The organism is Bacillus sp. FG16 (assembly GCF_057809515.1).
This window is the reverse complement of the sequence record NZ_JBMDKC010000296.1, coordinates 1-658: the sequence shown is the minus strand read 5'-3', so window position 1 is coordinate 658 and position 658 is coordinate 1. Positions and strand designations below refer to the sequence as shown.

1 protein-coding gene and 1 pseudogene are annotated in these 658 nt (G+C 43.8%); both read right to left on the bottom strand.

All coding sequences use genetic code 11. The features are described 5' to 3' along the window. Positions 1–256, bottom strand: a 256-nt coding sequence (locus ACODS7_RS32385; RefSeq protein ID WP_488828666.1) for a collagen-like triple helix repeat-containing protein, incomplete at its 3' end; no start/stop codon positions are given. Positions 257–299: 43 nt separating this feature from the next. Further along, a pseudogene (locus tag ACODS7_RS32380) lies at positions 300–658 on the bottom strand (N-acetylmuramoyl-L-alanine amidase); the annotation flags it as partial.

Sequence of the window (658 nt, the reverse complement as noted above, 5' to 3'; positions counted from 1 at the left end):
CTACTCCTGCACTTCCTGTTGCTCCGGTAGATCCCGTTGCTCCAGCTACTCCTGCACTTCCTGTTGGACCTGTTATTCCGGTTGCTCCGGTATCTCCTGTCGGACCTGTTACTCCGGTTGCTCCGGTATCTCCTGTCGGACCTGTTGGTAATATAACTGGTGGAACCGGCGCAAAAGTAGGACCAATTACATTGGGATCTATTGCAGCAGCCCGAAATACCTGACTTACTTTTTGTATTTTATTCTTATCAAACACATAATCACCCCTTCATTCACTACCTACGTTGAAATATATTCGATTACTCTACATATACATACGCTTTATTTACTGTTACATAATACGTTTTACCTTTACTATTGTGCACATTAAATTGTGGAGAGCCATCCACACTTACCTTTTCATCGATTGTAAATCCTTCGCCACTATCCACTGTCCCCGCCACAGCGCTATCCTGCCACGACGGTGAATCATAGAACCTTAAGTTATTCACTTTAGAGACTACACGCTTTCCTACAACTGAATTTGCTAATTCTTGCTTTTCAAACCTGATGTATCCCGGATTATATTTCACCCACTGCTCGCCACCAAGATGTAACCATCCGTCTTTCTCTCCCCACACTTGATACGCTTCTGGTTTGTTTAGCTGACGAATAACTG